The sequence below is a fragment of the Gardnerella sp. c10Ua_244 genome (assembly GCF_055818055.1).
In genome coordinates, this window is sequence record NZ_JARFVS010000002.1 from 21,283 (window position 1) to 45,303 (window position 24,021).

General features: G+C 42.7%; 27 protein-coding genes, 1 pseudogene and 1 CRISPR repeat array. Of the genes and pseudogenes, 22 read left to right on the forward strand and 6 right to left on the reverse strand.

The features are described 5' to 3' along the window. Window positions 1-161: 161 nt before the first annotated feature. Window positions 162-329: pseudogene (locus tag P0108_RS03235) on the forward strand (ATPase); the annotation flags it as partial. Window positions 330-597: 268 nt separating this feature from the next. On the opposite strand, the gene P0108_RS03240 reads toward P0108_RS03235, so the two are convergent. After that, the gene (locus P0108_RS03240; RefSeq protein WP_064621866.1) at window positions 598-930 is read right to left on the reverse strand and encodes a type II toxin-antitoxin system RelE/ParE family toxin; all 333 of its coding nucleotides are present in this window, start codon (window positions 928-930) and stop codon (window positions 598-600) included. Continuing rightward, window positions 927-1,241 carry a type II toxin-antitoxin system RelB/DinJ family antitoxin gene (locus P0108_RS03245; protein ID WP_064621864.1) on the reverse strand — a complete coding sequence of 105 codons (315 nt, stop codon included), beginning with the start codon at window positions 1,239-1,241 and terminating at the stop codon, window positions 927-929. The genes P0108_RS03240 and P0108_RS03245 overlap by 4 nt, the downstream gene beginning before the upstream one ends. Window positions 1,242-1,656: 415 nt before the next feature. Between P0108_RS03245 and P0108_RS03250 the strand changes: the two genes are divergently transcribed. The 3 genes from P0108_RS03250 (at window position 1,657) to P0108_RS03260 (ending at window position 6,364) form a co-directional block, all read left to right on the forward strand. Then, window positions 1,657-2,715 (forward strand): hypothetical protein, encoded by a 1,059-nt coding sequence (locus tag P0108_RS03250; RefSeq protein WP_410311223.1) that lies wholly within the window; start codon window positions 1,657-1,659, stop codon window positions 2,713-2,715. Between the two features lie 185 nt (window positions 2,716-2,900). After that, window positions 2,901-4,199 carry a hypothetical protein gene (locus tag P0108_RS03255; RefSeq protein WP_410311222.1) on the forward strand — a complete coding sequence of 433 codons (1,299 nt, stop codon included), beginning with the start codon at window positions 2,901-2,903 and terminating at the stop codon, window positions 4,197-4,199. Beyond that, on the forward strand, window positions 4,094-6,364 hold the full coding sequence (locus P0108_RS03260) for an LPXTG cell wall anchor domain-containing protein (protein ID WP_473730748.1): 2,271 nt from the start codon (window positions 4,094-4,096) through the stop codon (window positions 6,362-6,364). Before P0108_RS03255 ends, P0108_RS03260 begins: the two co-directional genes overlap by 106 nt. A 115-nt stretch (window positions 6,365-6,479) precedes the next feature. On the opposite strand, the gene P0108_RS03265 is transcribed toward P0108_RS03260, so the two are convergent. After that, window positions 6,480-6,845 (reverse strand): hypothetical protein, encoded by a 366-nt coding sequence (locus P0108_RS03265; protein WP_162861110.1) that lies wholly within the window; start codon window positions 6,843-6,845, stop codon window positions 6,480-6,482. Window positions 6,846-7,229: 384 nt separating this feature from the next. Between P0108_RS03265 and P0108_RS03270 the strand changes: the two genes are divergently transcribed. Together P0108_RS03270 and P0108_RS03275 are read left to right on the forward strand one after the other, a co-directional pair. After that, a complete protein-coding gene (locus P0108_RS03270) occupies window positions 7,230-7,718 on the forward strand; it encodes a hypothetical protein (protein ID WP_226988337.1) in 489 nt (162 codons plus the stop codon). After that, the gene (locus P0108_RS03275; RefSeq protein ID WP_410311220.1) at window positions 7,702-8,994 is read left to right on the forward strand and encodes an MFS transporter; all 1,293 of its coding nucleotides are present in this window, start codon (window positions 7,702-7,704) and stop codon (window positions 8,992-8,994) included. Before P0108_RS03270 ends, P0108_RS03275 begins: the two co-directional genes overlap by 17 nt. Window positions 8,995-9,402: 408 nt before the next feature. Here P0108_RS03275 and P0108_RS03280 read toward each other — a convergent pair whose 3' ends face one another. Then, on the reverse strand, window positions 9,403-9,525 hold the full coding sequence (locus tag P0108_RS03280) for a hypothetical protein (protein WP_255358933.1): 123 nt from the start codon (window positions 9,523-9,525) through the stop codon (window positions 9,403-9,405). A 78-nt stretch (window positions 9,526-9,603) separates the two neighbouring features. Between P0108_RS03280 and P0108_RS03285 the strand changes: the two genes are divergently transcribed. The 13 genes from P0108_RS03285 (at window position 9,604) to P0108_RS03345 (ending at window position 17,908) form a co-directional block, all read left to right on the forward strand. Then, entirely contained in the window at window positions 9,604-10,152 is a 549-nt protein-coding gene (locus P0108_RS03285) for a hypothetical protein (protein WP_230454556.1), read from the forward strand. Between the two features lie 563 nt (window positions 10,153-10,715). Continuing rightward, complete coding sequence (locus tag P0108_RS03290) at window positions 10,716-10,955, forward strand: hypothetical protein (RefSeq protein ID WP_013399326.1); 240 nt, start codon at window positions 10,716-10,718, stop codon at window positions 10,953-10,955. Window positions 10,956-10,983: 28 nt separating this feature from the next. Further along, the gene (locus tag P0108_RS03295) at window positions 10,984-11,295 is read left to right on the forward strand and encodes a hypothetical protein (protein WP_009993405.1); all 312 of its coding nucleotides are present in this window, start codon (window positions 10,984-10,986) and stop codon (window positions 11,293-11,295) included. A gap of 620 nt (window positions 11,296-11,915) precedes the next feature. Next, a complete protein-coding gene (locus tag P0108_RS03300; protein ID WP_009994572.1) occupies window positions 11,916-12,248 on the forward strand; it encodes a hypothetical protein in 333 nt (110 codons plus the stop codon). Window positions 12,249-12,259: 11 nt separating this feature from the next. Further along, the gene (locus P0108_RS03305) at window positions 12,260-12,727 is read left to right on the forward strand and encodes a single-stranded DNA-binding protein (protein ID WP_013399328.1); all 468 of its coding nucleotides are present in this window, start codon (window positions 12,260-12,262) and stop codon (window positions 12,725-12,727) included. A 115-nt stretch (window positions 12,728-12,842) separates the two neighbouring features. Continuing rightward, window positions 12,843-13,154, forward strand: coding sequence for a type II toxin-antitoxin system RelE/ParE family toxin (locus P0108_RS03310; RefSeq protein WP_009994575.1), 312 nt, complete (start codon window positions 12,843-12,845; stop codon window positions 13,152-13,154). After that, window positions 13,148-13,504, forward strand: a complete 357-nt coding sequence (locus P0108_RS03315; protein ID WP_064621519.1) for an addiction module antidote protein — start codon at window positions 13,148-13,150, stop codon at window positions 13,502-13,504. Before P0108_RS03310 ends, P0108_RS03315 begins: the two co-directional genes overlap by 7 nt. Window positions 13,505-14,217: 713 nt before the next feature. Continuing rightward, the gene (locus P0108_RS03320; protein WP_231875268.1) at window positions 14,218-14,562 is read left to right on the forward strand and encodes a hypothetical protein; all 345 of its coding nucleotides are present in this window, start codon (window positions 14,218-14,220) and stop codon (window positions 14,560-14,562) included. Window positions 14,563-14,983: 421 nt separating this feature from the next. Further along, window positions 14,984-15,325, forward strand: coding sequence for a hypothetical protein (locus tag P0108_RS03325; protein ID WP_162037913.1), 342 nt, complete (start codon window positions 14,984-14,986; stop codon window positions 15,323-15,325). 696 nt (window positions 15,326-16,021) lie between these two features. Then, entirely contained in the window at window positions 16,022-16,357 is a 336-nt protein-coding gene (locus tag P0108_RS03330; protein WP_009994580.1) for a hypothetical protein, read from the forward strand. A 345-nt stretch (window positions 16,358-16,702) separates the two neighbouring features. Beyond that, window positions 16,703-17,020: a hypothetical protein gene (locus P0108_RS03335; protein ID WP_009994582.1), complete on the forward strand. Its 318-nt coding sequence runs from the start codon at window positions 16,703-16,705 to the stop codon at window positions 17,018-17,020. 59 nt (window positions 17,021-17,079) lie between these two features. Beyond that, the gene (locus tag P0108_RS03340) at window positions 17,080-17,385 is read left to right on the forward strand and encodes a hypothetical protein (RefSeq protein ID WP_009994584.1); all 306 of its coding nucleotides are present in this window, start codon (window positions 17,080-17,082) and stop codon (window positions 17,383-17,385) included. Further along, window positions 17,360-17,908, forward strand: a complete 549-nt coding sequence (locus P0108_RS03345; protein WP_016637681.1) for a DUF6036 family nucleotidyltransferase — start codon at window positions 17,360-17,362, stop codon at window positions 17,906-17,908. The genes P0108_RS03340 and P0108_RS03345 overlap by 26 nt, the downstream gene beginning before the upstream one ends. 274 nt (window positions 17,909-18,182) lie before the next feature. Then, window positions 18,183-18,942: direct repeats of the CRISPR family, unit length 28 nt; unit sequence GTCTTTCCCGCATACGCGGGGGTGATCC. A gap of 288 nt (window positions 18,943-19,230) precedes the next feature. On the opposite strand, the gene P0108_RS03350 is transcribed toward P0108_RS03345, so the two are convergent. Further along, window positions 19,231-19,809: a hypothetical protein gene (locus P0108_RS03350; protein ID WP_146012663.1), complete on the reverse strand. Its 579-nt coding sequence runs from the start codon at window positions 19,807-19,809 to the stop codon at window positions 19,231-19,233. Between the two features lie 125 nt (window positions 19,810-19,934). Next, window positions 19,935-20,129, reverse strand: coding sequence for a hypothetical protein (locus P0108_RS03355; RefSeq protein WP_102704468.1), 195 nt, complete (start codon window positions 20,127-20,129; stop codon window positions 19,935-19,937). A gap of 152 nt (window positions 20,130-20,281) precedes the next feature. Between P0108_RS03355 and P0108_RS03360 the strand changes: the two genes are divergently transcribed. The 3 genes from P0108_RS03360 (at window position 20,282) to P0108_RS03370 (ending at window position 23,577) form a co-directional block, all read left to right on the forward strand. Then, window positions 20,282-22,525, forward strand: coding sequence for a KAP family P-loop NTPase fold protein (locus tag P0108_RS03360; protein WP_102704467.1), 2,244 nt, complete (start codon window positions 20,282-20,284; stop codon window positions 22,523-22,525). Window positions 22,526-23,075: 550 nt separating this feature from the next. Next, window positions 23,076-23,237 (forward strand): hypothetical protein, encoded by a 162-nt coding sequence (locus P0108_RS03365; protein ID WP_102704466.1) that lies wholly within the window; start codon window positions 23,076-23,078, stop codon window positions 23,235-23,237. 10 nt (window positions 23,238-23,247) lie between these two features. Continuing rightward, window positions 23,248-23,577: a hypothetical protein gene (locus tag P0108_RS03370; RefSeq protein WP_064621701.1), complete on the forward strand. Its 330-nt coding sequence runs from the start codon at window positions 23,248-23,250 to the stop codon at window positions 23,575-23,577. The last annotated feature ends 444 nt before the right edge of the window (window positions 23,578-24,021 follow it).

A 24,021-nucleotide genomic window follows, 5' to 3' on the forward strand; every position in this document is an offset into this window, starting at 1 on the left:
GGTCTTGTGCCGTTTTCTCAAAGGCAGTGTAGCTGTGATAAGCAAGACTTTGTTTGCTTTTACGAGCATGACATAAAGTTTAGAGATATTTTGACGCATACGGAAGATTACTTGATGTTAACACGTGGATGTCGTTGTTAACTAGTAAAGGTAATCCAGACAGACCTAGTTTGAAAAAGTTTAAAGAATTATTCCCTAATCAAACGAAATTACGTATACGATTCTCGCTGAATAATCTCAAACTAGACGATGATATGTTGAATATTCCGTTATTTATGGCTGATTACACGGATAAGCTTATAGAACTTGCTCTGAAAGAGAACGATTGATAAAGAAAGATAATTAAAAAAAGGAACGATTAGAAGACATAAAAATAAACTAGTGCAAAAGTTAAAAGAGTGTCAAATCCCACGAAACGTTGCAACCAGCCTAGGGGAGCTTCTAGGCTGTTTTTTATGCTCAAGAATTAAGCTATTAAACCAATCTTAAACCTTTTTGCGATATTTTCCTATCGTTAAAAGGTGCACCCAATATCCATAGTGTGCACTCAAAAAAGTGTGAATACGTTGCCAGTACTTTTCTATCCCCAATCGTGCATTAATTGTTTGAGTCGTTAACAATGTTTTCAATATTTCTGCCTGAGTAGAAGATACGAATAACTGTTACAGTCATTTGGTTTTCGTCTACTTGGTAAAAAACTGTGTAGTTATCGACTGAAACTCTGCGTATTCCCACAGAATGCCAGGGTTCCCTCGCTACAGGAGGATATCGCATAGGCATAGTCTCAAGAGAACGTATAGCATACTTAATGCGGTTGACTTGTTTTTCAGCTGTTTTTGGAACTTGTAATGTAAAGCGAATGTATTCGTATAGTTCTGTAAGATCAAGGAACGCTTGCGGAGAATAGATGATGTTATAAGTTGTACTCATGCACCATATTCCTTTGCAAAGAACTGATCTACTTCATCTGCACTATATTGTTTGCCAGTCGAAATAGAGTCGATGCCTTTTTGTAATTCTGCATCCAGTTCGGCTCGAGTTAAATTACCTAAAGCAAGCGGTTTTTCTTGTGTATTAGTCGGCAGACGAAGTTCAAATGGCATGCCTTTTTGTAAAACGATTTGACTATAAAGCATTTGGATTGCTGAAGACGGTGTTATGCCAAGCTGGTTCAATATGCTTTCAGCGTTTTCTTTAAGATTTGTATCTATTCTTGCATATACAGCGTTTGTGTTTGTCATTGTGTTCGCATCCTTTCTGACCTTATTTTACAAAATAGTTGCAAGCATACGCAAGCAGATGAAAGCAAAAGTTTAACTACTATTCAGATTATAGCTTTCCGTTGTTGGTTTAGGTGTTTTTTGTTGGATGTGAATTAGGCGCATTGACGAACAAATAACGCGCTTTTGGGGGTCATGTGATTACAGAAGCTGTCCGCCTCTAAAACAAGACAACATGAGGGAAGCACACAAGCATATTGACTTTATATCAAAAAGTTGTCAATCGCATTCTCACTACTATGTATAAAGCAAAAGTCATCGAGATTAGGAAAGAAAAATTAGAACGACACTAAGTATGTATACATCTTTCACCTGAATACTTACGAATCAAATAAAAATGTATAGTAAAACATAGATAGAAAGACGAAGGATAATTATGGCTAATATGGATAAAAATCAGATTATTAAACAAGAAACCGAGATTACGAGACTAGATGCTATTTCTGGTCACGGTGACCAGAAGCCAGAGAGCAAGAAGAAGCGTAAGCTTATCATCATTATTACAACGGTTGTTGTAGTTGTGGCTTTACTGGTTGCTGGCATGCTGGGTGTGAAGTCTTTAAGAGATTCCAAGACTCAAGCGTGCGTGCAGGCAAACAGTGCGTACGCCAAAGCGTGGGCAGAGTACGAAAAGGCACGCAAGCGTGCTGATGAAACTGCTAAGACTCTGACTAGTGTGGAGCAGGTTGCAAACGCTAAGACCTACACCACATTCGCTGCTGAATATGGTAAGGCTAAGAAAATGCGCAAGGCGCAGTCTTTGAATTGTGCTATCTCCTACACTCAGGCTTTCAACGCGACCACGTCTAGTCTTGATAAGACTACAGCACAGCTTAATAAGACCACTAAGGCTCTGAAAAACTCAGTCGTTCAGGTCACAAAGTCGAAGGATGTGAAGGATCTTGAAAATGCTAAGAATATGGCGAAGGCGAAGCTTGATGAGATGAATAATCTCTTGAACTCGTCTAACGGGCAGGTTGCAGACAACAGTACTCGTGATAATTTGCAGAACCAGATTAATGCTGTTACTGCCGCGTTGAATGATAAGAAAGCGACCGTGGAGTCGTTGAATAAAGCGTTAGAGCCAGTTCAAAGTGCTATTGATGGTGTGAACGCGAGTATACAGGCGAAGCAGCAGGCAGACGCTGCCGCAGCGGCAGCAGCGCAAGCAGCTCCGCAGGCTCGTTCCCAGTCTTCGGCTCGTACTAGCTCGGGAGCTCCTCGTTCAAGTACTCGTGGTGGGTCTTCTTATAGTGCGCCAGCACAGAATAAGAATTCGGGTGCGGTCGACTGGGATAAGTACCTTGCTGACGGGAAAGCATATAATGAATCACATAGAACGCCTAATCAATGTCGATATATCTATCGCTGTGGCACTGGATGGAATACCGATGGAACACCAGATGGTGACGGTGATGTAACTAATAGCAAATAGTTTCCATCTTTACTCATTTTCCTTTTACATAGTGGTTGGTTTTAGACGACTTCTAAAACCAACCATTTTTATCAATACCAAATTTTTATTGATATAAAATAAAATTTTTTCATTTTCTCATTACTGAATGTGAAACTTTTTGGTTTCGCATTTCATAATAAGTAATTTGAAAAAGGGAGACTTTTATGTCGCTTTTCGCTAAGCATAAAAGTATGAGAGACAAGATCCGACAAGGTTCACATCGCGCTCTTGCTGGTATCGTTGTCGCATCAACAATGTTGACAGGATCCGCATTTGCCGCTGGCGGTGCCGGATGGACAGGTGGAAACACTGGCGGATCTGGCACATATAAATCGAATACATTCTGGGTTACCGATGATAACCTAGGTTCCGCATCAGATAATGAAGCAGTGGTGCGCGCTATCCAATCAGAAGGTGTAGCCATCGGTAGCTCTGCTACCCGAGAAGCAGCAGCTAGAGCGCAAATTAACGCTGCATTATCGAAGGCTCGTGGTGATTGCGAGACGGAATACGCTGCTCGCGGTGGTACGGGTAGTGCGGATTGCCGTATCTGGGGTGTAGGCTTCACCGCAACAACAGCAGGACCAGGAGTCACAAAACCAGAATATAACAATACTTCTAGCGCGCAAGCAACTGGCGCTCAATGGTTATCAGCATGGAACAATGAAACACAGAACGGTACCAGAAAATATAATCACGGCGGTAGCGAATACACAGTGTTTGATGATATTGATTCAGCTAATACACTCGCTTCATTCGCTGCTCAGGGTATGAGTACGCCAAATACTGATTTGATTGTTATCGTTCTTGCAAAAGATCAGCCGAAACTGTGGGACTTCACACCTGATAAGTCCTGGGTCAAATACGTGAACGGTAAATGGGCAACCGTTATTGACGCAAAGCATACAAACACGACCGGTGCGGATGCTTCTACTATCCTTGATGGCGACAAGCTCGGCTCTGTGGTTAACGGTAGCTTGGGTGAGAACCTGGGAGATAGCCTCGACACATTCACCCTGTCTGATGATTATACGGCTGCTGACTATTTGTGGGATCCAGACATGAATGATGTGCATGTGTATGCTGCTCCAATCCCCGAGGCATCAACTACCGTCTCCTCAGTCGATGACATCATCACTAAGGGTACTGATGTGACGAGCCAGTTCACTATCCAACAGACTGGCACGACCATTACTGCTACCATGACCAGTCAAGCTCTTGCTGCTGCACGTAGTCTTGCTACCCCTATGCAGTACACGCTTGTTATCGGCGGTAAAGCGAATTATGCGAATGGTAAGGGTGCAGCCCAGGTACGCGCTGACGCAGTCAATTCATATCTACCGTTTGTTGCAGTAGTATGCGTGCAGCCCAGGTACGCGCTGACGCAGGCAAAAAGTCTACGGATGAAGTCGAGTTTTGTGCTGATCCAACCACAGGCGCAGCCCTCAATTCTCATGGTTTGAAGAATAAAGGCTCAGAGTCTGCCGCGGGCAAGACAAAGACTACGAACGAACCATACGTGTGTGGTTACGTTCCACCAGTAGCAAAGGCAGTCATATCTGAGGCCTCTCAGGGTGGTGACCAGGACGATATTAATGGTAAGAGTGTCATGCCAGGACAGAAGCTGGAATACGAACTCACTAGCGAACCAACCATTCCAAACAACCTGAGTTATGCTATCGAGTCTGTTGCATTCACTGACACGTATGACCAGTATCTTGAGCTTGACAAGCAGACTATCGAGCTGCGTGACCTTGAAACCGGTCGCACCATCAGTAAGAAGAACTACACGCTTACTGCAGATACCGAGAAGCATGAGTTTACTATCGAACTCAACAAGGATTACGGGACAGCGAATATGACCGCGGGATCTAAGCATCGTTTCCAGGTTCGTTTCGAAGGCACGGTATCCAAGAACGCTCCAACAGACCATAGTGTGGATAATCAGTGGGGTTTGAAACTCAACAATAGTTTGACCTCGTCTAACGTGGTATCGAATAAGCCGGTAGAGCCAAAGCCTGAAAAGAAGGATGAAACCAAGACTGGTATCAATATTGATGGCAAGACCGCATACGTAGGAGACGATATTTACTACCGTCTCACTTTAAGCGCAGCCACGTTGAAGGACACTGCGTATAAGGTTCACCGTCTCGGCATGATCGATGACTATGATGATGAGTACTTGCAGCTCAATGACAAGAATATCGAAATCCTAGACGCAGCCGGTAAGGACGTCACCAACAAGTTCAATATCCAGGTTAAGGATGGTGTCGTCTACGTGTTCGCTAAGACCGTAGACACGGAGTATCTCGGAGATATTCTTCCAGGGGATCCACAACCAACAGATTTAAAGGCCTACGCTGGCAAGGTATTGGATGTGACAAAGGATCCTGCAATCGACCAGTCTCTCCTTGGTCAGGATTACACCATCGTGCTTCCTATGACAGTCAAGCAGGTCAAGGACGGGTATGTAGTGAAGAACACTGCCACCCAGATTACAAACGATCGCAAGGATGTAACGAACACGGTAACTAACCCGTTAAAGGTTATTAACCCGAAGAAGGATGTGACTGTTAAGGTTAATGGCGAAAGTGCGAATGGTAAGAGTATTTATAAGGATCATCAGTTCTTGTATCGTCTCGATAGCTCCAAGATCGCTGGTAACCGTGCCTACAAGCAGATCAAGAATTGGCGCATCGTGGATGATTATGATGAAAAGTTTGACAAGCTAACCGGCCAGTGGGCAGTCTATGTCAACAACGACATTAAGCTCGCTGACGGCACTGTGATCTCCAAGGGTAGCCGTATCGACGGTAGCGGTGTTGATGCCGGATATTTCACTTTCACCGAGGCTAATGGTGCGTTTACTGTAGAGGCAACACAACAGTTCCTTGATATTGTATCTGCTATGGATAGTGACTTGTCCTGGACAGCGTACGTGCAAATGACCCGTTTGGGCGTAAGCGATCGCGTAGAAAACACGTTCGTGGAAACCATGAATGATGTTGAACGCGAATCCAATATGGTGTGGACCAAGACCCCAGACCAGACCCCTGCTATTAAACTCATCAAGTACGACGCAGCATCTGGTCTTGAAGCGGGAGACCGTAACACACCAAGCGAAGCCTTGAAGTCTACCAAGAACGGCACCAAGATTGTGTTCCGTATCATCAACACCGGTAAAGTCAACCTGACCAAGATCACGTTAGATGATAAGACTATCGCAGGCTCCGGTACGGTAACTAATCTGGAGTATCCAGCAAACTGGTCTAACCTGGTATTAAAGCCTGGCGAATACGTAGAAGTCAAGGGCACGTTGACTGGTATGAACACGATGAATCATAACGACCGTGGTCACACGACTGGTACACCTATCGTGCCATGCGCATCCCATAACGATCACCCATTCGACCCAAACGGTGGAGATAATGGTAATGGTGGTAATACGGGTGTGTGCTATGACACTCCAGTCGAAGATTCTGATGATTGGAACGGTGTTACTGCTGCACCATTGGCTCAGACTGGTAGCGCGGTCGTGTCTATCGCTATCGCTGCTCTTGCAGCCCTGGGCGCAGGAGCAAGCATCATGATCACTAAGCGTAACAAGGAAAATGCTCGTAAGCATTAACCCGTAAACACGCTTAGTATTAACTGGCGAGGGGTCGCACATGCACACGGGACTATCTCCGTGCAATGGTGTGGCCCCTCACTCTATATTTTCTTCTTCCTCTATTGATTTCTTATTAATCTTTCACACGTAACGGTTCATACTCATGAGTAGAAAAGACACAGCCTTTACCCCTAGTCAACGTGCTTATCTCAACAGTCTTCCAGCTATCAAACACGCGACAGCCACACGAATCTACTACACAAGCCAATTCCACAAAGACGCTGTCCAGCAATACGATAACGGTGTCAGACCGTCTGTTATTTTTGCACAGGCTGGAATGCCGTCCACCCTCATCGGGCGCAAAAGGATTGAACGCTGCATCAACAGGCGGGAAAACACCGACTACACACAGTCCGGCATGCCAGAACAAGTACACAAGCAAGTCAGCATATTCCTCGACCAGATGGCGAGCAGAGTTGAGGGTTTTGATTGAAGCCAAGCGTTACACCTTATCCACCAATTCCACAGAAAGAATCCTGACATACGAATAGCCGGACTCTGCCAAACAGTAGGGATATCAGAAAACACGTACTACGAGCTGAGACTGGTAAATAGTTAAGGTCTAATAATGTACTACTAATTTTTATATAAAATTATTCCACAATAAGAGACACACTTGGAAAGAATGCGAATCCTGTATTAGGATTATTTGTATCTTCATAGATGAAGATGCAAATAAGATACAGCATTGTTCTTATGAAAGAAGGCAAAGATGAACAAGAATAGCAAGCGCGGCGGAATCAACCCACGACCTCGACCATATCCTCATATGATTTAGGCATAATTTATCCGCACATATTCACACCAAAGGTTAATAATGAACATGACTTCGTACGAAGAAATGTTTGATGAGTATGTGAAATCAAGTGCAGCATATTGCGCTTCTCTATTTGAAGCAACAGAATATTTTTTCAAAGCAAATGCTGCACTTGAAGCCACTATCGTCAGTACAAACACAGCGAAAACATCCACCATCCATTCAATACAAGAATATTTCGAGACATGTAAAATATCGCTTATTAAAACAATTGATTTGCTACGGACATTCCAAGAAATACATACGACTATCCCTGGAGAGCAAGTAGAAGTCGATTTCGCACAACAATACTTCTATATAAAGAAAACATTATCTTGCGTCGAGCAGATTATTCAACTCTTTAGCACAGTGCGTGATGACAAGAACCTACAGCAACAGATTTGGGATAACGACGACTTTACAACATACTTCACTACTAGTGCCGATAGCATCTCTCAAGCAATAATTTGGCAATGTAATTTCGCGAAACGAGCAAACCTTGACGAATCTATTTAAACCTTACCGCGGATATCTGCGTTTAGCAGCTAGTGATTTTCTTTCTAACTATGCAACTACACTAGCCTCAACTACTATTCAATTATGGCTATTGAACTCACTTTTTATCGGTTTTCAGCAGTCAAGCCATTATTTATCGCTTTACCTCACCCTCACTGCAATAAGTGAATTAGTAGCAGGCCTTTTCTCAGGAGCACTAGCTGAGCATGTAGGAATTTTCAGGACAACAGTTGCTGCATGCTTAGCAAGAATGATTGCGGGATTATGTATTATCGCAATTGTATCGGTATCCTTCTCAACCCCATCTGCTAACAAGTTGCTCCTATTTTGGTGTGTTTGTATACTTGTAATGGTTACGACAGCATGTGATACTTTCTATTTTCCTGCTATTACTTCCTTTGTTAATCGTGTAACAAAAAATGATGATCTTATTAATGTTCTTTCACTTCTTCGCTTTACAAGCCTCATGGGTACATTAGTAGGACCAGCAGTTGCAGGTTTTGCGAGTAGTAAATATTTATACATTCCAATTCTATTTACAGAAACTATCGCATTAGCAGGAATAATAATTTTTATTTATTTTATTTACAAGCATGCAGTTAGAACCGGAATTTATACTTCAGACGTCGCAGATGAAAATCCAGAATATTCTCAAGGCTTTTTGGCAACTTGGGCTAGGGGAATGGCAACATTTGTAAAAAACCAAATGTACAGGACTTTAGCTCCATTTGCAATACTCGAAGCTATCGCATCTACTGGCATAAGCTTTGCTGGAGTCCTCTTATTCTCAATGGTTCTACATAGTGCAGAAGGATATGGCTGGTATTTAAGCGCAATGTCACTTGGGTATGCCCTCAGCTATCTCATCGCGCCAAAAGTGTCCAGCAAAATGTCCTTCTCTATGCTACTCACTCTTTCACATATACTAGTGACTCTTTCTATAATAGGACTGGCATTAGCGCCTAACGCTATAGCAGCAGCCGTGTTTGGTTTCCTTTTTGCTTTCTTCCAAGGAGTAGTAAATCCACCATTCCAAACAGTATTTATTCATGCAGTAGATGATAATCTCGTTGGACAGGTAATGTCTGTATTCATCTCAGTTGTTGCCGCTATAGGAGCAGTAAGCTATCCGCTATGGGATTACGCTTATTCCCACATGACCATTCCATCTCTACATGCAGAGTCAGGAATAATTGTCATAGCTGCTCTTATCCACTTTATACTGGTGCTTATCTGCATATTCGATAAGCGATTGCGTTCAATTAAAGCAGAATAAGATGCAATAAATATTGTAAATACGAGCACAACTACAAGCTGCGCTGTGAAAGTTCACTACAGAAGTTTCACAGCGCAGCTTATTTTTAAATTAGAACGCTTTCAATTCAGACATCTAAGTTAACCGAGTGAACCATACTTTATCTGTCATAGAGTGTTCATTTGTGCCGTGAGCAAATAGCACCAACATCTATATCTAGGATATTTATAACTGATGTCCCGTCTGTAAATTCTTTTGACTAACATCATGAGAATTAAAAGAAATATCAGCACCATACCCGGATCCACTAAAAAGTCTGGGCGGCTATTGTCTCCACGAGTTTCACTCGTGGAGACTGTACTGTTGTGGCGCAGCAAGAATGCTGCCACCGGTCGCCGCCCCCACTTTCTCGTGTTGGTAGCCCAGAGTCTAGCACACCCAGTCCAAAGACCACACGCCAGCCTTGTCACGCCACCCAACAAGCTCACCCCTGCCAGCCCATTCCACAACATGTTCCACGGGCTGACCGGAGTCGAGCCTGGAGCGTCGCACAAGGACTGGGAGTGTTCTTGTGGGTTTACGGGTGTGCCTGCCCTGGAACTACCAACACACAAGGAAAGGATAAAAAAAATGGTTACCATCAACAGCGACCACACGGTCACACTCCTAATAGGAGAGGTAGAAGCTCTCGTAGCATTCCACAACTACCTAGCAGGCTTTACCACGAAAGGATTGGACGAGAACACACTACGCTACGGTATCCAAGCATTAAGCAGTCTCCTCATCGTGCGTGACATGTTCCTTATTGATAGTTTCCATGGCTGCACCATGCAAGACTTCCTCGATAACGTTGAGCACCCATTCGCTGAGAAAACTGTCCACTATGTGCGTTCAAGCCTCGACCTGGTTTTTAGAGATGACAATTTCACCCTCGACACACGGCGCATCCATCGTGCAATAGCACTGCTGACCACCATGCTGGAACTTAAAGGATTAAGTCAGAGGGAAACTGTCACAGTCTATGGCACACTGTCATACTTGTATTGGCTGAAAAATGACACGACAAACGCTCGTATCACAGCCCAGAAAGCACTCACGATAGACGAGAAGTACGGGCTTGCACGCATCACTACTACAGCGCTCCTTCACCACATCACACCCCACTGGTGCCAGAAGTAAGCAGAGGGTTTGCTGGCAGAAAAAGAAGCGCAACTTTTTCTGCCAGCCCCTGGTGGCTTATCGCAGCCACCCTCCCGCGCGGGGCGCGTCTTACCCCTAGGGCATGCCCTGAACAAAATTCCATAAATTTTAGGGCATTACCCCCAGGAGCAAGCCGCGCTATTACCACGCGAGAAGGGTGGCTACTATGCTTCCATAAGTTCACACAAAGATGTGTGAACCAGCCGCCACCAGCAGAACAAAGAATCTGCCACCACTATCATGGCGGCAGACCCATTATCATCGCATGGAACACCTGCGGTGTACTCTCATTTTTTGCTTTTTATGACGTGTTCTTGACACTTCCCACTCTAAAAAACGGGTCACTTCCGCCAACTTCCCCGCGTCCTCCACTCGCGTTACGGACACGCGCGAAGCTAGGGCCCGCAAGGGGTTGGCTCCAGCGCATTCCGTTTTTGTCCCTTCCAGTGTTCAACAACACGAACGAAAAATAATCACACCAGGGTTTTTATATAAAACCAAACCATAAGAAAAATCATATACAAGTAGAAAGGAAAACAAGAATGAAAATTAACAGCAAGCCAGTCACCGGCACAAGCTTCGCATACGACGGATGCCACAAAATCTACATCTGCGAAAACACACAAGATGAGCAAGACGCGCAAAAAACCGGATACACCATCCACCCCATAAGCGAGCTTGAAAACACATACGAAAACTCGTGCGACCTACGCTTCATCCACAACTGGACACTCGATAAAGACTATGTCTCCCAACTAGAGCCCGCCTTATTCCAAGAATAACCAAAACTACAACAAAGAAAGGTCTTTTATGCTCATTCGTATACTCGCAGCATTCATCCTAATAAATGCACTTATTGCATACAGCGGTCTTGTAACCTACATGGCACATCTCATGCAAGAGAGCGCGAACAAGACACATACGCCAAAAACACGATGGCAAAAACTCACACTCGCACTAATTTTTACCAGTGTGACCGTCTGCGTACTCGTAGAAACACTATCAGACAACCAGACTATACGAACGATTACTCTCGCAGCCTTTGCATTTCTTATCGGCAACTTTTCAGGTGGCATGTATCAAAAAATCAAAACGAGCAACGAAAAGAAAGAACAAGAATGAGTGAACAAGAACGTAAAGTCCGTCTCGTCATCCGTATCACCCACACCATCGATATGAATGACAGTAACGGGTGGACACCACAATTAAGCTTCATCAAAACAAGAGAATCTTAAAAGGAGAATTATCATGGAGTTTACACTAGACAACGGGCAGCGTGACCTTCTATGGCTCGTCTTAGCACCCGCTGCCCCTGCCTTATGCTCACAAATAGGCCACGGCATGCCACAGTGGGCAATCATACTCGCAAGTATCATCTCATGCTGGATCCTCCTTGCTACAGCATACACAGAAACAAATAGATTATGGAAAGACAGCAGTCGAGTACGCAATTGCCAACACCAGACAATTATTCGCGCATGGACAGTACTCTTAAGCGTTCTCGCAGTAACCATAACCCTCGTACTGGCAGCAGCGCTTTATAACAGTTTTCTCCCTACAAACACGCAAACCTTTATTATCTTTAGCTCAATCAGTGTCATCGGTATGATGGCATTCTTTGCCCACTACTACTTCTACCAAGCCTGGATACCAGAAAAACGGGTATCCCTCAAAGAAATAGCAGCCACACACGGAATAGAACCATACACCAGTAACCACAATAAGACGAAAGAAGACTTGCAATGAGTGAACAAGAACGTAAAGTCCGCCTCGTCATCCGTATCACCCACACCGTAGACATGAATGACAGTAACGGGTGGACACCACAATTAAGCTTCATCAAAACCAGTATCCTCACCCCAGAAAAAGCGAAAAACATCGCGGCAATCCTGAACCGTCTTGAAGCATTCCGCGCATCCAAACTCGGAAACACGCAAGGCGTCCTGTGGATCATCAACGCGACCGACACATACGATCTGGACCGTATCACAAGCCAATTCGGACTCGATGAGCTCAAAAACCTACCCGAAGTCTTAAACCCAGTCACAGAAATAAGCCTCAACAACCTCAACTAAAAAGGAGAACAATGATGAAAACGACCATCGCTCAAACTATCGAAGGAAACCTCACCGACAATCACACCTACTTCCCGCCAGCAGACCGTAAACGCGCTATGCTCCAATTGACCATCGCATCACAAAACAGACGCCAGGAAAATGGGCAGTGGGTCGACGGACCAGCAGACTTCATCCAGGTAAAAATATTCGGTAGGTCTGCGGAAATCCTCGAAACCCTATGGAACAATGGGCAACTGGGTAAAGGCATGCCCGTCATTGCGATAGGCCGGTTCGATCCACGCCCATCCGCATGGATAGGCAAAGACGGCAAAGCCCACGCCCAAGTCAGTTTTAATGCTGAAAACCTTACAACCAATATCGCACTGCTCGCTATGCGGCAAAACCGCGACACCACACCTGTAGCTGCTCCAGAACAACCAGCCTCATCAGAGGACGATTGGATGACTGGTTACGACCCAGGTGATATGCCATTCTAAAGGCTGTAGTTTAAGTTAAAGAGTGCGGGTCTCTCTACCTAGAAGAAAGGTAGAGAGACCCGCGCTCTTATTGCTTCAGATTGACAAACTGTAAGAAATATCTTACAATTGATGTGTGAGAATAATAGAAACAGAAGAATTTACAAAATGGCTAGAAAAGCTTAAAAATAGACGAGCTCAACTAGCTATCGGCTCTCGACTCTTCCAGTGGAAAAATGAGAGCATGGTTTTCGGAGACGTTAAAACCATACATGGCGAACTCAAAGAAGCACGATTCCATATCGATGCAGGGTATCGCGTGTATTTCGCCCAAAAACAAGACAAGATAGTTCTCCTTGTCTTTGGTGGAGACAAATCCACACAAGACAAGGATATCAAGAAAGCAGACGCTCTCCTTAAAGACATGAAAGAAGCAGGACAATGGTAAAGACACGAGAATTCGATATTCAAAACTATCTAACCGACCCAGAATCTATCATTTATTTCCTTAATGCGGCATTAGAAGCTAACGATGCGCACTTCTTTACTCAAGCACTAGGCGAAGTAGCAAAATCTGAGGGAATGACAAAGCTTGCGCAGCGTTCCGGAATTCCACGCGAAAGCTTGTATCAAATCCTTTCCGGCAAAGGCAACCCACGTTTAGATACTCTTATGCGTGTTCTTGACAATCTCGGGTTTAGTCTCTCACTACGTCCACTAGAGGAAAACGAAGAGGAAACATCCAAAGATCACAAGAACAAAGAAGGCATAGTATATAAAGAACCTACATACGCGTAAACACCCTCTAAGGAATCAAAAATCGGGTGGTTGGCTTGTCCTTTGATAGAAAACCAACCACCACCAAAATGGAAATGGTCGACATTACCGCACGTGAGATCGACCATTACTCATATATTCCTGACCTATATATCATGTGGGGCTAATGCCAACCCTTAAAGGGTTGTCTGTATGACACGGGTGCAGCAAAGATGCTGCACCCCGGCCGCCCCACATGAGCTTTGTGCGTGCCAGCGCCAAGACAAGCACACACCCACCACAATCCACACACACCACCCCGATAAGGATTCTTGCAGTTCGCGCCAGACACCATCGTTTTTCAGGCTCCCCATGCCTGCAAAAATTGCAGACAGGGAAGCCTTTCCACGGGTGTGGGCGCGCCCCACAAGAACCCATATCATTTTTAGAGGGGTGGCGGAGTGTCTTATGGCAACGGGTTGTGTGCTGCTTAACGCTTGTCACGCACACAGTGACACACATAAGAAAGGACAATTATTATGGGACACTCCAGCATTCTCTACTCGTTCACCAGTGAAAAAGACGCTATCGAAGCACTCAAAAAATATGCCAGCTACGACAACCTCATCGCCACTTTTCTCCAGTCGGTCGATCCCCTTACCCTCGAAAAAGACATAGCCGATGAAGCTGACTATGTTGACTTCATCGACACATGGAACAATCCACGCGATATCGTCGACTTGGAAATACAGTACATGCCATACACGCTTACCAGTAAGAATGACGGTATCGTTCACCTACACGCTGATAGTGAAAAGATGAATAGTCTTGCACATGAAGCTGCGGAAACATTCCACCACGCTGCACGAATCGTAACCGATTACGGGTACATGCCACACTACGGTGCGCACAGTGAGCTAGACAGGCATGTCATGCGTGACTACCGTCGTCTTACACAACCGTATGCGACTACTCGTATTATCATCATGAACCCGTCAAACTTATCATGGACAGTCCTTGAAAGTAGCCTTGACTATCTCGACCCTCACTATCGTGACCTGTACATCATGACTACAGTAACCGGCGACTACCACATCTAAACGCACCGCTATACCACTAGAAGGGTTACCCATTAGGGTAGCCCTTCTTACTTTCTCATCTTGATAGTTTCTCTCACACCCCACACGCTGACATGGCCTTTTCCTTGCATCTATGCACTTAGCTAAGGATTACGCATACGAGGCGCCTCGTGCGGTAAGACAATACTTCCTTCCTTAAAAAATGTGAGTGGCTGTTTACCGCTTAGGCCTTCTTTTGTTTACCGATGAATGCTCGCTGCGCCTAGCGACATATGTCAACCTGTCCGTCGTGTCTTTCACTTACGTTGCAGCCACGCGTGCCAGGTCACGCACCCACAAGGGGTGTGACATATGCCGCCAGTCGTAGCGTGAACCGCAATCATCAACAAAAGAAAACCCAAGCGAAACAACCACTGTTTCACTTTTAACGGAAAGGATTATTATGACTACCACACTCGAAGCACCAGTAACCCGCAACTCCATTAACGTGCACGGCGCTATGGAAGGTGACATCCTCGTCGCAACATGGGGGTATGACCAAACCAACTGGGATTATTACGAAGTCATTCACGTCACCTCTAAAACAGTCACTCTCTTCGACTTGCGCCACCATACGCTGCTCAAGGGTAAGCGCACCCAGCCAGGCTATTACACGAACATTCCAGGCCGGTACGGTGTGCGCATCAATACCTTCAGCAACGCGTACTTCAATCCTGACGACCCTCAAGGCACGCATGCTCGTGAAGACGAGAAACGCTACTGGTCTATCAACATGGGTCACTAAAGCCCTCGTGGTGGAACACTCACGAAAAAGGTGGGTGCTCCACCACCTTTTCATTTCTCTTGTATAAGCCAGCCTACGCTTTCGTGTCGGTTTTCTTCTCACAAGAATGCCCATGACGATAAGCCAAAGACCTGGAACCATGCACTATTAATACGCTCATACAGATGGATATACAAGCACACCCCACAACCGATAGGTTGAGCACACGCATACACGTCTACGCGCTACTGGTAAGAGTGGTGCCAGAAGAATAGTTTCTACACATTCACTCTCCATCACACGTGTATGAGCCGCACCCACCCCTGCACGCATGGAACACAATCTTTTTCTACCACACAATCCTCTGCACTATTATCCTTCGCAAAACCATCAGCTACTCTGCCCGTGTACTTATAAGAGTGAGGAGATTATGCGCATTCAGTAAGAGCGACTGCTCACTCTTTTCCTTTTCATAGCTGGAGCACGTGTTTTCTCTACCCGTGTTTGTTTTACCGATGAATGCTCGCCCTACCAGCGGACGCATGTCAACCCATCCGAGCGTCTCTCAACAATAAATTGTTTCGGCCGCGCGAGCTGGGTCAAGCACCCCGAGGGTGTGAAACGCATCCACCGGCAGGACGTGAAACGCAATCATCAAAACAAACACAACGGGGAAGAGAAAAGCCTCTTCTCCCCACTTTTTGAAAGGAAAACACAATGAGCACCACAATCACTATGCCACAAATCTACAATCCACTCAAAGACTACGGGTACACGCCAATCACTACTTTCTGGGAAGACTTCACCATAGCAGAAGCATTTGGTCTCGACGCTATCGAAGATACTTACCAGCGCGCTTTTAATGAGTGGCACAGCAATTACAAAATGATGACCGAGCTTGTCATGGTGTTGAACAATAAAATCTGGCAATACCATTTCTACAACGAGGATAAAGCACGTGTATACAACGACCTGTATACGACCCTGGCAGCATGGTGCGAAGATAACTTCACAAGCGACCAGCTTGACTACTATTACACCACCACAGACTAAAACCTATAAAAGCACATGGGGTGAAGGATTCATATTCTTCACCCCTATTTCGTATGTACTTGACGACTCAATAGACAGGAATATTGTGTTGCACACGCTAAAGCGTGTACAACCATTCTTTTTCGTATGGAACACCTGCGGTGTACAAAAAATTTTCTTTAAGGTTTGTCAATTTCCTTGACACTTACGATCCTATCGCCACGTTCCTCCACGCAACGCCCGCGATGTCCCTAAAGGTCCACGCGCAGCTTATGCGCTACGTCACTTCACGGCGATATGTCTTCAGTGTTCAAGGAACTTGAACAAAAAAATGTCACAGACACCCCGAGGAAAAGGAGAGATGAAATGTGCACATGGTATGACGGGAGCGACATCGAAAACGTACTCGAAGAATATCCACAATTCAAAGATTGGTTCGACGCGCACCACACCATTGACGAAATTGACTGCTTTACCGTGTGCGATGTCGAAGAATGGTTTGAAGACTTTAGCGAGACGTGGATAACTCCCAAACTTGCCCAGCATAGTGAGCTTCCTTATTCGCTTCTCTATCACAGTATCGATATTGAACTTCTTGCCCAGAATTGTTCCGAAGTTGAAGACGGTGGCAGAGCATTCACCTTCGATAAGGCAAGCGGCTTATGCCTATGCCTAGCATACTAAAAGTTTGTGTGTTGTCCGATTAGAATAAGAATCAGGTAATACACAGAAGGAGACGACACATGCACACGTGGTACGAGTATATGATTCAAGCAAGTAAGAATAGCGAACGAGATGGGGATTTATGGTTCCGCTACCTGTACAAAGTTATTCAAGACAATGGCACGAAACTCACCAGTGATGATGTCACACGGTTACTCAACAGCACCGTGCTGACTCCCTTCCAAAAAATAACATTGCAAGACGCACTCACTGACGGCACACACACAAGAGAGCACGTGCTCCAAGCGAATCGTAAAGCACAACCAAAAAATATTCTGCAACTTTTCAAAGAAGGACGTTATGGACAAGACACCACTGTTCGCTGAACTCAATGACAATCTTGCGAACGAAAATATCACACTCGAAATTATTTGTGCTGGTGGTTTCGTTCTTGAGTATTACAATCTTCGAGGCACGCAAGACGTTGATGCCTTCTATACAGAAAATGAAAAAATCAGAAACATAATTCAACAGGTCGGTGAGAAATATAACGCGAACGAGCCAGATGAATTATGGCTTAATAATTCTGTTGCGAACATGAACCGCATCCCACCGCGCAAAATTTGCACTCCTGTTTTTCAATTCTCTCATCTTACCGTGCTCATGCCGCCGCTTGATTATATCCTTGGTATGAAACTAGAAAGTGGCAGAGAAAGAGACAAACACGATAGCGCTGAAATTATTCGCAGGCTCAAACTCACATCAGTAAAACAAGCACAAGATACTCTCCACAGTTACGGATTCCATACAGACTTATCACTCTTGCTCGAATCCTTTGAAGAAGCCTACGGCATGAACTGGCTCGCTGACTACATGGCACAGCACATGAATGAACTCGACGAACTGTAAAAACAAAAATCTTATTTTGCCTCGACTTAGTAAACAAGTCGAGGCAATTTTCTTTTATCCCTATAAAATTTTTGCTCGTGTTTTGCTTGGCTCTGTGGTTTCTTGTGCGCGTGATTTTCCGTGGCACTGTTTTCATAAAAAGGTTCTAGGGTTCTTCAAAAATTTTTCTTCTCTTTTATGAAAAATTCTTCTAAGAATTTTTCATAAAATCACTCCACACTTTAACCCATTTTTTCTTAAAACTATCCACAGATTTTTCTTCAGAAACATAAAAGTCTTTCCCGCATACGCGGGGGTGATCCATTTATAGCATCAAACGACATCTTAAGACTCTTGTCTTTCCCGCATACGCGGGGGTGATCCCCCTTCTATGACCTGCTTAGCTCCATGGCAAAAGTCTTTCCCGCATACGCGGGGGTGATCCTAACGACACGCCGAGGCTCCGAAATCCGCCCCGGTCTTTCCCGCATACGCGGGGGTGATCCTTTTTGCTTTGCCTTTGCTTGCTCCGGAAATCAGTCTTTCCCGCATACGCGGGGGTGATCCTCATGCAGAGGAGAAACGAAGGCAGGCAGCTTCGTCTTTCCCGCATACGCGGGGGTGATCCCCACCCAGCAATGGAGTAGCATTATATCAAATAGTCTTTCCCGCATACGCGGGGGTGATCCCAAATTATGTGCTCAGACTATAAAGACATTTGCGTCTTTCCCGCATACGCGGGGGTGATCCAACAGTGGAGTAGTATTGTATCAAATAATTTGAGTCTTTCCCGCATACGCGGGGGTGATCCTTCTCCAGTGTCCTTTACATCGGAGTCGTGAAGGTCTTTCCCGCATACGCGGGGGTGATCCCTCCCCCCTTCGGGGGAGGTTTTATATAAAAGAGTCTTTCCCGCATACGCGGGGGTGATCCCTCCCCCCTTCGGGGGAGGTTTTATATAAAAGAGTCTTTCCCGCATACGCGGGGGTGATCCCAGTGGCGATGCGCAAAGGGAATTTTATAGCATGTCTTTCCCGCATACGCGGGGGTGATCCCTCGTCGGTGTGTTTAAGCTCCGTAAGCATTTTGTCTTTCCCGCATACTCTGGTGCAATCACAAAAGTGCGTTTATCTAAAAAGAAAAAGGTTAGCTTGTTGTTATTGTTTAGCTAGATTTATCATACGTAATACGCGCAAGTATCAAAACTGTTTCCTTAACGCAACAATTTTGATACACTTGCGCACTATATATATAAATTAGATTTAATACACAAACAAAGTTGTGCAATAAAGCAATATTTGATATCATGAGTTGTAGGAGTCTTCCTGCGTTGAAAGTCGGCTTCATGCCGTCGGTGACTTTCTCATCTTAGGCGTCGTGTGGGCTCCTTTATTTTTGGTTTTCAGCCAGCAATCAATATTTAGAGGCTTGCGCTTTGTATGGTAATTTTCCGAATTTTTATAATGCTCTGTATCATACAGGTCAAGCACAAGAGGAATTTTATTATTATCTAGAAGTAAATTATAGAAATATAAATCACCCTTTTCAAAGACTCTCTGAACTGCCCACAATGCGTAGTCGGTTATTGCTAATAACGGCTCATTTGAGTACGGTTGCGTATTGAATTTAATGTTTGACGCATATATATCCGGAAGATTATTAGTACTGTTTCTAGTTCTTTCTTGCGCAATTTCTAACGAACGTTTCAGATTAACATTTGATGTAGTGTTTCCTCTTCCAGCTATATTTAGTACCAATTTAGGATATTTTCCTTTATCCTTAATCAAGTGAGACATTAAATTGGCATACAATTCTGCTTCTAGATTATTTTTAGGTAAAAGGTTCGATAAATATGTAGATTTTCTAGCAACTACAACTTGTGTAGTGAAATCAATATTTGAACATATAAAGTTAAAAAACAAATCTCTTAATTGTTTAGGATCATTTTTTGCGTGAGGATAATATTTTCCTTCTTTTTTAATAAGCTTTTTTACGCTTTCAATATTATTGAATCTGCTGTCATTCTGTACTTTTTTGCAAAAATCATTTATTTTTTACGAGCTTCGCCAAGATCTTCTTTAATATATGTCATACCAATCATAAAAGATGCAGACGCACCTAGCCCAACAATGATTTTACGTCCACCCTTTACCTTCTCATGCTGAAAAGTCATGTCTCCAGACTCATCAATGAACCTGTGAAAATCTTGTAGCTCATATTTTTTAATCGTCTCTTTTTCCATGTGTAGATTTTACCACATGAAAGCTAATGCAATTATTTAAAATTATCTCTGTTGATAACTTTTTATTAAACACAGATACTTAATCATTTATATTTTTAAAACAACCGCATGAATATAATATATTGCAAAGAGACACATAATGGAGAAAGTATATGAGCTACGTTGCAGATAAACCTATTGAAAAAGCTGATGAAGATTTATTGGGAAGATCTGATTTTGCGAAACAATTTGGAAAATCGATTTGTGAATATGATAGCAAAGATGGTCTTGTAATCGGTTTGTATGGAAAGTGGGGTAGCGGCAAGACATCTATTATTAACATGGCAATATCCGAAATTCCAGTAGATGAATCAGAGAAGAAAAAATGGTATTCAAGAGTATACAAAAGAATCAAAAAAATTTTTACTTCACAAAAAACTGAAGAAGAAGATCAATGTCATTATCCAATAATTATAAGATTTTCGCCATGGAATTATTCAGATAAAAACAATTTGATTAGTTTATTTTTCCATGAATTGAAGAATAAACTAGGTGTAGCTAAAGGAGAAGAGAATAAAGAAAAAATCGGAAAGGCTATAAGTCAATATTCCGATATTATTGACGCTTTGTCATCTATTCCAGTAGCTGGGCCTGTAATCGCTCATATACTGAAAACTACATTCAAAGCAGCAGGATCTAAATTAATGAAAACGCCTAGTTTGGATGAAGCTAAAGAAAAACTGTGTAAGGCGCTAGAAGATTTTAACCACAAAATAATTGTTTTTATTGATGATATAGATAGATTGACTACTCCTCAAATTAAAGATATTTTCCAATTGGTTAAACAAGTAGGCGATTTTCCAAACATAATTTATGTTCTTACAATGGATAGGGAAATTGTTTGCAATGCTTTGTCTGAATATCACAATATTGACGGAGATGAATATTTAAAGAAAATTGTTCAAGTTTCTTTTGAAGTTCCCGAAATTGATAAAACAACAGTGCATGAAATATTAAGAGATCGCCTTAATGATATTGTTCATAAAAGCAAGAATGAAGAAGAATTTGAAAATAATGAATATTTTGAAACAGTACTTGAAAACTGCGTAAATCCATATGTAAATAATATAAGGGATGTAAATAGATTACTTAATGCTTTCCACTTCAAGTATGGCGCTTTATGTGAAGAAACATCATTTGTTGATTTATTAGCTATTACTGCAATAGAAATCTTAGAACCTAAGCTATATGAATGGATTTTCAACAATAAAGATTTCATTTGTAGTGGAGATATTAATTCTTCATTACGAAGACGATCTGAATTACATCAATATATTGAAAAATGTAATCAAGAATTTGACAGTTTTGGATTGTATAGCAAAATGGCTTTTGATATTGTTTCAATTCTGTTTCCTACATTTGCGTATGATACAAATCATAAATTAATCAATGAAGATATATCAGAATCAGAACTTATTAGCAGGAAACGTATTGGATCTACAAAAACAATAGGTTTATATTTTAGCTTTAATTTATCTGATATAAAAATTCCAAGAGAAGAAATTATTAAATGCGTGAACAGTTATAGTGGATTAAGACTTTTGCAAAAGATTAGAGAATTTAATAAAGATGGCAATATTTTATACTTTTTGGAAAATGTAGAATCATTGTTTAGTGATAACAAAATATCAAACGATAGACTCACTTTAATTGCATATGTTTTATTAGAACTTCAAAATGAGCTTGTAGATCAAAGTAAGTTAACAGATTACTATTCAAATAATATTGTAGTCAATATGATAATTTCTATTAAAGAAGAGGAAGTACGTTATGAAATTATCAATTTCATTGTTGAGAATATTGATAAAAATAATATTGCAACAAAGTCTATTCTTATTAATCAAATAGTTCAAGATTGTAGAAAATCTGACGATGAAGATAAAAATTTGCAAATTATAACTCCTGAACACCTAAAAAATATTGGAAAAATTTATGTAGAAAAAATTGAATCAATCTCAAATTCTAAAAACATTTTAAGTTTATCTGGATTGGATAGAATATTTTGCTTATGGAAAGAATTAGATAGTAAAAGTGCTGAAGTATACGTTAAAAATCTGTTTAAAGATGATGTAAATAAGCTTAAATTCTTATGCTTAACAACATATAATAGTTTAACGGGCTGGGAATTTTATTCAGAAAATTGTTTTAACTTAGTTTCTGAAGAAGAATTTTATGATTCTATAAAAAATTTTGATAAAAGTCGATTAGATGAATTTACTAAAGAAGAACAAATAAAATTAGCATCGTTTACTATAAACTATGAAAATAGAGATAACGATCATTTTCTTTATGCGCAAGAAAAACAAGCTATAGAACTCATAAAAAAGTGGAAATCTGAAAGCAACTTAGCAAAATAATAATCATATTGGACACTAGCACACTGCAGTTAGTGCCCAATATTTTTGCCACTTACACTATTTGGTAGCATGAGCTATAGGAGTCTTCCTGCGTTGAAAGTCGGCTTCATGCCGTTGACTGCTTTAACACTTTAGGCGCTGCGTAGGCTCCTTTACTTTTGGCTTATAACGCATTAATCATTAAAGATTATAAAACAGTTGGAATATACGAAAGCTAGTCATACCCTCAAACCAACTCATTACGAGATTAAAGGGAAAGAGGAGCCCTAGCATTCATTTCGATTCTATCATATGAGTCTTTCCCGCATACGCGGTGGTGATCCTATTTTTGTTCACCCCCTTGCTTATGTTCTCATATTGTGATAATATTTAATTATGAAAGGAGGTGAACATGGAAACAAAAGATTGGGTAGCGCTCGCGCTCAACATTCTAACTATCATCATCATGATTTGGTTAGATTTACGACACGACAATAAGCGCAAGTAAAAAACGGGGGTTCCAACCAATGATGCTGGCTAGAACCCCTAGCCTCAATCTTTCCACACGATTATGAGTAGAACAAGAGTATTAGGTATTATTTCGGCAATATGCGCTATTACCGCGGTAACAAACGTTATTTTGCAAGTGCCATTCGCTGGTATTGGGTTCACTCTAGCAGCTGGCATTGCTGGCTTATCCGCTGGCTTAACAGGCAGTAGCAAAGAAAAATAAGGAGCATATTATGTTAGATGAGAACGGACAAACAGTACTCGTATCACTACATGACATTGCGCGACTTCTTGGTGTTAGCTACGAGTCTATGCGCCAGTATCTCGTGCGCTCTAGGCGCGCCGCCTTAAAAAACCAGAACGCGAGTGAGTTACGTGGTTTAATTCCACTACCAACACACTCGGTTGGCGTACTAACAACAAAGCCCGCGTGGGATTATGACACTATCCGCAATTGGGCTGCACGGCGGCCACATCGCCCCGTAACCCTGCCATCATCATGGCAAGAGTTAAAAGAGACTGTTGGTAAAGCAGCTAAAACCGAGTCAAACAATCAACAGTAAAAACAAACAAGGGTAGGCAAGTTTTATTTGCCTACCCTATAATAAAAAACACTTAGCGCGCGCGATACGATGCGCCGCGGCGTGCTCTAACTGCCGCATGCGCGTTCGATTTCATATCCGCTACGATACTGCTGCAACCGCAATGATTGCATGTGTGTCTTTCCCGCATACGCGGGGGTGATTCTACGCAGTGGTAATCCTTGAAGCGCAATAAGTAAATAAAGGGTCCCGAACAGTCGAAGTGTCCAGGACTCACTATCCACTATACTGCAGGCTCATTATGAAATTAGACGCAATAGTATCTGCTATGTTCTCACTCGTTATTATCGCTGGAGTGTGGTGTCATTTTTCGCCTTGGCTCACGGTCTTTCCCGCATATGCTGATGCTATCCTAGAAGTGCGTTTATAAAAAAGAAAAAGATTGGAGCGTCAATACCGCGTTCT

Coding starts and splice junctions, on each gene's coding strand:
- P0108_RS03240 (WP_064621866.1), bottom strand. CDS start 930: ATGAGTACAACTTATAACATCATCTATTCTCCGCAAGCGTTCCTTGAT.
- P0108_RS03245 (WP_064621864.1), bottom strand. CDS start 1,241: ATGACAAACACAAACGCTGTATATGCAAGAATAGATACAAATCTTAAA.
- P0108_RS03250 (WP_410311223.1), top strand. CDS start 1,657: ATGGCTAATATGGATAAAAATCAGATTATTAAACAAGAAACCGAGATT.
- P0108_RS03255 (WP_410311222.1), top strand. CDS start 2,901: ATGTCGCTTTTCGCTAAGCATAAAAGTATGAGAGACAAGATCCGACAA.
- P0108_RS03260 (WP_473730748.1), top strand. CDS start 4,094: ATGCGTGCAGCCCAGGTACGCGCTGACGCAGGCAAAAAGTCTACGGAT.
- P0108_RS03270 (WP_226988337.1), top strand. CDS start 7,230: ATGACTTCGTACGAAGAAATGTTTGATGAGTATGTGAAATCAAGTGCA.
- P0108_RS03285 (WP_230454556.1), top strand. CDS start 9,604: ATGGTTACCATCAACAGCGACCACACGGTCACACTCCTAATAGGAGAG.
- P0108_RS03290 (WP_013399326.1), top strand. CDS start 10,716: ATGAAAATTAACAGCAAGCCAGTCACCGGCACAAGCTTCGCATACGAC.
- P0108_RS03295 (WP_009993405.1), top strand. CDS start 10,984: ATGCTCATTCGTATACTCGCAGCATTCATCCTAATAAATGCACTTATT.
- P0108_RS03300 (WP_009994572.1), top strand. CDS start 11,916: ATGAGTGAACAAGAACGTAAAGTCCGCCTCGTCATCCGTATCACCCAC.
- P0108_RS03305 (WP_013399328.1), top strand. CDS start 12,260: ATGATGAAAACGACCATCGCTCAAACTATCGAAGGAAACCTCACCGAC.
- P0108_RS03315 (WP_064621519.1), top strand. CDS start 13,148: ATGGTAAAGACACGAGAATTCGATATTCAAAACTATCTAACCGACCCA.
- P0108_RS03320 (WP_231875268.1), top strand. CDS start 14,218: ATGCCATACACGCTTACCAGTAAGAATGACGGTATCGTTCACCTACAC.
- P0108_RS03325 (WP_162037913.1), top strand. CDS start 14,984: ATGACTACCACACTCGAAGCACCAGTAACCCGCAACTCCATTAACGTG.
- P0108_RS03330 (WP_009994580.1), top strand. CDS start 16,022: ATGAGCACCACAATCACTATGCCACAAATCTACAATCCACTCAAAGAC.
- P0108_RS03335 (WP_009994582.1), top strand. CDS start 16,703: ATGTGCACATGGTATGACGGGAGCGACATCGAAAACGTACTCGAAGAA.
- P0108_RS03340 (WP_009994584.1), top strand. CDS start 17,080: ATGCACACGTGGTACGAGTATATGATTCAAGCAAGTAAGAATAGCGAA.
- P0108_RS03345 (WP_016637681.1), top strand. CDS start 17,360: ATGGACAAGACACCACTGTTCGCTGAACTCAATGACAATCTTGCGAAC.
- P0108_RS03355 (WP_102704468.1), bottom strand. CDS start 20,129: ATGGAAAAAGAGACGATTAAAAAATATGAGCTACAAGATTTTCACAGG.
- P0108_RS03360 (WP_102704467.1), top strand. CDS start 20,282: ATGAGCTACGTTGCAGATAAACCTATTGAAAAAGCTGATGAAGATTTA.
- P0108_RS03365 (WP_102704466.1), top strand. CDS start 23,076: ATGAGTAGAACAAGAGTATTAGGTATTATTTCGGCAATATGCGCTATT.
- P0108_RS03370 (WP_064621701.1), top strand. CDS start 23,248: ATGTTAGATGAGAACGGACAAACAGTACTCGTATCACTACATGACATT.